The following is a 7,831-nucleotide window of genomic DNA, read 5'->3' on the forward strand; positions in this document are numbered from 1 at the left end:
CGCCGAGCGCCTGGCCATCGCGCCCTGCATGATCGGCCACGAGGCCCCCACGGGGATCGTCGAGCAGGCCGCCGCCTCGATCAACGCCGGGCACGCGGAGCCGCTCGGCGCGCACAGCGCCGTCGCCGAGCTTGTGGCGCGGGCTTACGGGAGTCAACTCGCCACTTGACGTGGGCTTGTAGAGATCGCGGGAATCGCGTTACCGTCTGCAAATGCGGCGGGTGGTGTACAACGGCGAACGGCTCGGCCTCCGTGACGTCGCGGAGGCCGACGTGACCGCGCTGCACGCGGTCTACGGCGACACCACGGCCACGCAGCACATGCCGTTCGCGCCCCGCAGCCTGGCCGAGGTGGCGGGGCTCGTCGCCCAGGCCCAGGAGGCGGCCGCGGCCGAGCCACGACGCCTGTACGTGCTGGCCGTGATCGACACGGCCCGCCGCGACGTGATCGGGGTGGCCCGCCTGCACATCGAGGCCGACCACCCGCACAGCGCCGAGATCGGCTTCGGCCTCCACCCCGACCAGTGGGGACGCGGGGTCGGCACGGACCTCGTGCGCTTGTTGCTGTCGTTCGGCTTCAAGCAGCTCGGGCTGCACCGCGTCTGGGGCGCCCGCTCCCCGGCGAACTTACCCGCCCAGCTCGCGATGCTGACCGCCGGGATGGTCGAGGAAGGCCGCATCCGGCACCACGTGCACACGCCGAACGGGTGGCGCGACTCGATCGTGCACTCGGCGTTACAGGACGAGTGGACCGAACGCTAGACCGCCACGGGGAGTGGCGTGAACCGGGATTGTCGGTCGCGGGTCCTACGATGAGCCTCCTCACGGAGGGATAGTCCAATGCTCGACGCGCTGATCGTGCCCCTGTTCGTCACCACGGATCTGCCGCCCGAGTCGGAGCTGGCCGAGTTCGGGGAGCTGCTCGCCGAGACGGCGCGCGTGCTCCGCCACGAGGGCGACGGCTACGAGGCGTTCCTCGCGGGCAAGGTGTTCTGGCTGGACCGTCCCGTGCTGCCCGAGCAGCGCCCGGCGGCCGAGGCGGAGCTGCGCTTCGCGGGCATGCTGGGCTATCTCGCCGCCTCCGGTCCCGGCCACACCTCGCGTGACGTGGTCGGCGCCGTACGCCGGGCGATCGGCGAGGCCGTCACCGGCCGCTACGGCGACGTGGGGGTCGTCCCGGCCGTGTTCGCGATCCGCGACCAGGACGTCCGCGAGCGCACCCCCGATTCCGCCCTCTGCTTCGACACCCGCGACGCCACCCCCGATCTGGTGAGCGCGACCAGGAGCTACCTCTAGCCAGGCGGGCGCGCCTCGTGCGATCGTGAACGGCTATCAGACCCACGGGCCGCCGCCGCGCGACACGGTGGCGGCCGACCACGAGGAGGTCCTCGCATGGCCGTGCTCGGCGCGATCTGCTTCGGGCTGGTGATCGGCTGGATCACGTACGGGACGCTGCGCCGCAGGCAGGGCGCGGCAGGCCTGTCCGACCTCGCGGCGGTGCTGGCTCCGGTGTTGGCCGCTGTGGGCGGTGGAGCGGTGACCGCGCTGGTGGGCGCCCCCGAGGTCTTCGGAGCGTACGCGGTGGGCCTGGCCATCGGCTTCTTCGGCTACCTGGTCGCGGCCACGCTCATGCCGGACTCGAAGTGGCTGGGCGACTGAGCCGTCCTACGCGACCCGCAGGCAGTCGAGCACCACAGCGGCGATACGCCCGGGCCGTTCGAGGTCGGCCCGATGGCGCTCGGCGGTGATCGCCGCGAGCACGACGGCCTGCACGTCCTCGGCGTCCACGTCCGCCCGGACGGTGCCGGCCTCCTGGGCCCGCGCGAGCAACTCGGCGAAGGCCCGGCGCAGGTCCAGCGCGAGCCGCTGGGTGAGCTCCGACAGATCGACCTCCGCCCTGGCGAGCGCGTCGGCGAGGTCCTGCTTGGCGCGGGCCTCACCGATCAGGCCGAGCAGGAACGGGAAGAACGCCGACCCGCCCTGATCCGCCTCGACGGCCTGGCGGGCCTGCTCGGCGAGCCCGCTGACGCGGTCGGCGAGCACCGCCTCGACCAGCGCCTCCTTGGCCGGGAAGTGGCGGTGGACGGTGCCGGGGCCGACTCCGGTCCGGCGCGCGATCTCGTCGAGCGACACGGCCAGGCCCTCGGTGGCGAAGGCCTCCCGGGCGGTCTGGAGGATCCGCTCCCTGTTGCGCCGCGCGTCGGCACGCATCGGCCGCTGGCTGTCCATCGTCCCCCTCGCGTTCTGCTGCGTCCCACCGTAGAGGCTGCTCGCCCGCTCGTCAGGAGGGCAGGCCCACCAGGACGTACGGGGCCCACAGGTCGGGCTCGGCGGGGCCGTAGAGGTCGCGCAGCTCCAGTACGGCCTCCCGCAGCGCCCGTGCCGGGCCCATGCCGGAGCGCAGCCTGGTGTGGACGTCGCGCATCAGGGCCCTGGTGACCTCGCCGGAGACCGGCCAGAGCGGGAGGAGCACGGACCTGGCGCCCGCGTGGAGGAACGCATGGGCCAGGGCGGCCACGTCGTCGCCGCCACCCGGCGTGGGGCCGCGTTCGTGGGAGCCGAGGACGACGAGCCGGGCGTCCACGGCCATGCTCATGAGCCGCCTGCCGGTCAGGAGGCCGTCGGCGAGCCCGATGCCCGAGCCGAACGGGTCGTCCGGGTCGAACCGGCCCGGGCACGACAGCTGCACCACGTCCCAGGTGCCGGGGAGCCGGGTCGCGGTGGCGGCCGGGCCGGTGTGGGGCGGGACGTCCAGCAGGGCGCCGGCGTCCCGCGCCGCCGCTTCGAGCGCGCCCTCGGGTTCGGGATCCGGCGTGTACCCGAGCACCAGCGACCGGCTGCCCGTCGCGGGGCCCCGCCGGGTGAGGCGGGTCAGGGCGGCGACGGAGGGCCCGTAGGTCACGAGGGCGCGTTCGAGGAGCGAGCGGCCGTCCGGGGCCAGCGCGTGGAGCGGGACCCGGTGCAGCTCGGCGTGCGGGACCAGGTAGAGGTGGTCCAGGTCGTCGCCGAGCGCGTCGAGGACGTCCGACAGGAGGAGGTCGGCCAGGCGGCGCCAGACGGCCGCGCGGTGGCGGCGCGCCTCGATGTCCAGCAGCCCGGGACGGCGGCCGACGGTGGTGGCGGTGAAGTCGGCCAGCAGGTCGTGGCCGACGGTGGTGGGGAAGGCGCGCGGCTCGGACCAGCCGGTGCGGTGGGCGAGCACCGTCACGCTCTCCTCGCCGACGTGGAAGCCGACCACGGCGGTCCCGTTGCCGGGCCGGCCTTCGGAGGTGACGAGGGCGTCGAGGTGGAGCTGGTCGAGCGGCGGGTCCCGGTGCAGGGCGACGTGGTCGGGGGCGAGGGGTTCCATCCGCCGCCACAGCGACTCCACCTCGGCCTCGGCGGTGCGGGCGCGTCCGAGCAGCGTCGCGGCTTCCGACGGGTCCCGGGTGTTCCGAGCGGCCGACCTGAGCGTCCGCGTGGTGTCGAGTCCGCGCCGCTCCGCCTCCACGAGCTCGGCGGGCACGCCGTCGGGCACGGGCCAGCGCCGATGGCTGAGGTCGGCGGCGGTCGGCCGGTCCTCGACCGTCCAGGGCCAGGACTCCTCACCCTGACGCGCCGGCTCGGACCAGCGCTCACCACGGCCCCCCACCGCGCCGAACCAGTCGTCATCACCATCCCCCGCCATCCCCGACCAGCGGTCACCACCCTCCCCCGCCTGCCCTGGCCGGCGGCGGTGGCCGAGGTGGGTGGTCAGGGTGTGGGACTTGGCGTGCTCCAGGTGCCGCCAGGCGGCCAGGCCGCGGCCCAGGCGGACCGCGAGCCGGATCGCGCGGTCGCGGCCGGAGGTGTGGCCCAGGTCGCAGGCCCGTTCGGCGTCGGCGAGCGCGCTCGGCAGGTCCCCCAGATGCTCGGCGGCGACGGAGCGGTTGTGCAGGGCGATCCCCAGCTCCAGCTCGTGCCCGAGCTCCTCCAGCAGCCCGATCGCCTCCGACAGGTGCCGGTGGGCGCGGGCGTACGAGGTGGTGGCCACGTACAGCGCGCCGAGCCGGCCGAGGGCGAGCGCCTCCCCTGCCCGATATCCGATCTCCCGAGCCAGGGCCGCGGCCTCCGCCAGGTCGACCTCGGCGCGGGAGGAGTCCTCGAGGCGGGCGAGCAGGATGAGCGCCAGGACCACGCCACGGGTCCGGCCGCGGGCGTGCTCGATGTCCAGGGCTCTCTCGGCGAAGAGCCTGGCCTGGTCCGTCGAGTCCCGCAGCGCGCAGACCAGGCTCAGGTCGGCGTAGCTGTCGGCTAGGTCCGTCCGGGATCCGGCTTCCTCCACGATCGCGATGGACTGCCGGTAGAGGGCCTCGGCCTCCGCCAGCTCGCCCAGCTTGAGGTGGAGCGCGCCCCGTCCGGCCAGCAACGGGGCCCGCAGCGCGCGCCAGACCGGCGCGGACAGCAGCTCCAGCCCTTCGTCGAAGGCGTGTGCGGCCTCCGCCCAGCGGGCCTGGTCGGCACGGACGCGACCGAGCAGGTCGAGCGCCTGGACGAGGTCCGCGGGGAGCGCGGCGTCCGAGTCGCGGGCCAGGGCGACGGCCTCGGTGAGGTGGTCGGCGGCCTCGTCCAGGCGGCCCAGGTCCCGGGCCGCCGCGCCGAGGTTGCGCAGGTGGTCGATCACGAGGGCGTCGCGCAGCTCGTAGCCGCGGGCGGCGTACGCTCGGGAGGCCTCCAGGTCCCCCAGCGCCCGGCAGAAGGAGGAGAGCTTGACCAGCAGGAACGAGTGGTAGTCGGAGGCGAGGGGGCGGCCGTTGACGGGGTTCGCGGCGAGCGTCTGCTCGGCCAGGGCGCGGGCGGTCTCCAGGTCGCCGGCGGCCTCCGCCTCCTCGATGCGGAGCCAGGTCTCCAGCCGTTCGGCCCGGTCGCCGTCCGCCGCTCGGATCGCCTGGTTCAGGGTCGCGTGGCCGCGGGTCGCCTCGCCGAGCGTGAGCTGGATGCGGGCCAGCCGAGACAGCAGCGCGGCGTCCAGGCCACCGCCCATGACCGCGATGAGCTCAAACGCCCCGCCGGACGGCGCGGAGCCGCCCCGCTCCCCCGAGCCGCCGGACGACGCCGGGTCGAGCGGCGAAGGCCGGTCGGAAGGCGTGGGTGGTGGGGTGAGGGTGGCGAGGCCGGCTTCGAGGGCGGCTCGGGCGCGGCGGAACTCGCCGCGTTCCTCCAGCGCGAAGCCGAGCTTGATCGAGGTGAGCGCCGCCAGCCGGGGCTGGCCGCCGGCGTGGAATCCGGCCACCGCCAGCTCCAGCGCCTCCACCTGCGCGTCCAGGTCCCCGGTACGGGCCGCCAGCGCGGCCAGCCGGTCGCGGACGACGGCCTCCTTGAGCGGGTCCCCTGCCGACAGCCCCAGGGCCGAGTTCAGCCGTTCCGCCGCCTCGTCCCACGAGCCGAGCCGCAGGTCCAGCGCCACCCGCCCCAGCACGGCGACGAGGACGGCCCCCACGTCCCCCTCGATGGCGGCCAGCTCCAGCGCCCGCTCCAGGTCGGCCAGCGCGTCGTCGTGGCGGTCGAGGGCGGTCAGGCAGGAGGCGCGCATGGTCAGCGCGGACGCCTCCTTGACCGCGGCACGCAACCTGGCGAACGCCTCCGCCGCCGCCCCGAACTCCTCCAGCGCCTGCCCGGTATCCCCCTCCGCGTACGAGAGCGCGCCCAGGTTGTAGCGCGCCGAGGCGGCCCCGTCATAGTGGCCGAGCGACTCGTACTCGCGCTCGGCCAGCCCGAAGGCCGTCCTGGCGCCGTCGGCGTCGCCGCGGCCCCGGCGGCGGCCCGCGATGCGGTACCACTCGTCGGCGGGCTCGCGCCGCTCGCCCCTGCGCCGCACGATCTCCACCAGCCGGGTCTCGCAGGCGGCGGCCTGCCCGGGGTGGCCGCGCTCCACCAGCAGGACGGCGTGCGCGTCGAGCGCCCGGCACGCGTCCTCCCACGCCCCGGCGGCCTCCAGCTCGATGGCGCAGGCGGCCATGCGTTCCGCGGCCGCGGTGAGGTCGTCCTGGGCGACGGCCGCCCGGGCGGCGTGGACGAGCGCCATGGCGGCCGGCACGGTCTCACCCAGCTCCCGATAGAGCTCACGGGCCTGGACCGCGCAGGCCACGGCCCCTTCAGGGTCGCCGGCGGCCAGGAACGCCTCGGCCGCGTACCCCTGCTGGGCCGCCTCCTCCGCCGCCAGCCCCGCGCTCTCGCACAGGGCGATGGCGCGGTGGTGGTGTTCGAGCGCGCGGACGGGGTCGCCGGCTCTGAGCAGCACGACGCCCATGCTGCCGAGCTGCAGCGCCTCGGCCCGGACCTCGCCCAGCGAGCCGTAGCCGGCCGCCGACCGCGCGAACGACTCCAGCGCCGAGCCCAGCTCGCCCAGCTCCTGGTACGCGCGCCCCTGCTCGGCCAGCGCGTACGCCGTCCGAGCCCCCTCCTCCAAGCCGGAGCCGAACGCCTCCGCCGAACGCCCCAGCACGACGCAGGCCACCCGCAGCCGCCCGAGCGAGGCCAGCCGCAGCCCGGACTCCAGCAGGAACTCGCCGGGCGATTCGGCCTGCCGCTCGGCGTAACGCAGCAGCTCGACCGTGACCTCGTCGTTCCGCGTGGCCAGCGCCAGCTCGGTCGCGACCCCCGCGAGCCGCTCGTCCGGCGCCGGCGTCCCGTCGAGGGCCGCGCCGAGCTGCGACAGCAGCTCCGGGTCACCTTCCCGGGCGAGTTCGAGCACCTCCCCCAGGTCCCCCGGGTCGCCCTGCGCCGAGAAGCGCGCCAGCAGCGCCCCGCACAGCACCCGCTGCGCGGGCGCCGGGTCCTGGGCGGACTTCACGGCCACCTCCAGGCCCTGGCGCGCGGACGCCACCGCCTCGTTCAGGTCCTCCACCCGTCCCGAGTGCGCGGCCCGCCAGCGCAGCACCTCCGAGACGAGCCCGTACGCCTCCGCCCGCGGCGACAGCCGCTCACCGGCCGCCAGGGCCTCGCGTAACGCGGCGATCGCCTCGTCGGCGTGCCCGCCGTCGAGGTCGAGCTTGAGCGCCTGGCCCAGCAGCATCAGGACCCTGGGCCTGGCCGGGTCCCGCTCCCCGTGGGCCGCGAGCGCGGCACGCGCGGCCGTGATCGGCTCCGCGGGGTCCCCGCCGGTCACGACGGCCCGCCTGAGCAGCGCGTTCGCCAGGTTGGCGAGCAGCCTGGCGCGGTCGGGGTGCCCGCGCGGAGCCTGGCCGGCCGCCTCGCGCATGACCTCGATGGCGGTCTCCAGGTCGTCGGAGTCGCCGGTGACGCCGTACCGGTTCCAGCGGCGGTCTCCCAGCAGCCCGAGCCGCACGACGGGGTCGGCGCCGAGCCCGCGCGCCGTCTCGCCGGGCGTGATGTGCAGGGCCTCCAGCATCTCCGTCCCGGCCTCGAGCGAGCGCTCGTCCCCCGTGACGACGAACCACTCGACCAGCCCGGCCGCGTACGGCGCCAGCACGCCGGGATGGGCCCACTTCTCGTGCCAGAAGTCCAGCGCGCACTGCCCGGCCCGGATGAAGGCCAGCAGGTCGCGGTCGGCGTACGACCCGGTCGAGCGCGCCCACGTGAGCTCCACCAGCGCCAGCAGCGCCTGCGACCGGTCCTGGCCGGCCGGCGGCGCCTCCGCGGCCGTCACGTACGCCCCGGCCAGCTCCTCGTCGCCGAACGCCGCCAGCCCGAGCGCCGTACCCAGCTCGTCCACGTACGCCGGCTCGGCCAGCGCCGCCCTGAACAGCACGTGCACGGCGTCGTCGACGACCTCCAGCTCCCCCGTGGCCTCGAACAGCCGCACCAGCCCGTCGCCCAGCAGCGCCAGCGCGCCGGGCGCCCACGCGGGGTCG

The 7,831-nt window shown here is 75.8% G+C and carries 5 protein-coding genes; 3 read left to right on the top strand and 2 right to left on the bottom strand.

Translation table 11 applies throughout. The features are described from left to right. The first annotated feature begins 212 nt into the window (after positions 1-212). The 3 genes from ACWDX9_RS56160 to ACWDX9_RS56170 all read left to right on the top strand — a co-directional run bounded on the left by ACWDX9_RS56160 (position 213) and on the right by ACWDX9_RS56170 (position 1,658). The gene (locus tag ACWDX9_RS56160) at positions 213-761 is read left to right on the top strand and encodes a GNAT family N-acetyltransferase (protein ID WP_397371876.1); all 549 of its coding nucleotides are present in this window, start codon (positions 213-215) and stop codon (positions 759-761) included. Positions 762-839: 78 nt separating this feature from the next. Beyond that, entirely contained in the window at positions 840-1,295 is a 456-nt protein-coding gene (locus ACWDX9_RS56165; RefSeq protein WP_449971048.1) for a hypothetical protein, read from the top strand. 96 nt (positions 1,296-1,391) lie between these two features. Next, the gene (locus ACWDX9_RS56170) at positions 1,392-1,658 is read left to right on the top strand and encodes a hypothetical protein (RefSeq protein ID WP_449971051.1); all 267 of its coding nucleotides are present in this window, start codon (positions 1,392-1,394) and stop codon (positions 1,656-1,658) included. Positions 1,659-1,664: 6 nt separating this feature from the next. Here the strand turns inward: ACWDX9_RS56170 and ACWDX9_RS56175 are convergent, their stop codons facing one another. Next, on the bottom strand, positions 1,665-2,228 hold the full coding sequence (locus tag ACWDX9_RS56175) for a TetR/AcrR family transcriptional regulator (RefSeq protein WP_449971054.1): 564 nt from the start codon (positions 2,226-2,228) through the stop codon (positions 1,665-1,667). Positions 2,229-2,280: 52 nt separating this feature from the next. After that, on the bottom strand, positions 2,281-7,831 hold a 5,551-nt coding region (locus ACWDX9_RS56180), incomplete at its 5' end, for a CHAT domain-containing protein (RefSeq protein WP_449971057.1).

The organism is Nonomuraea sp. NPDC003201 (genome assembly GCF_053590415.1).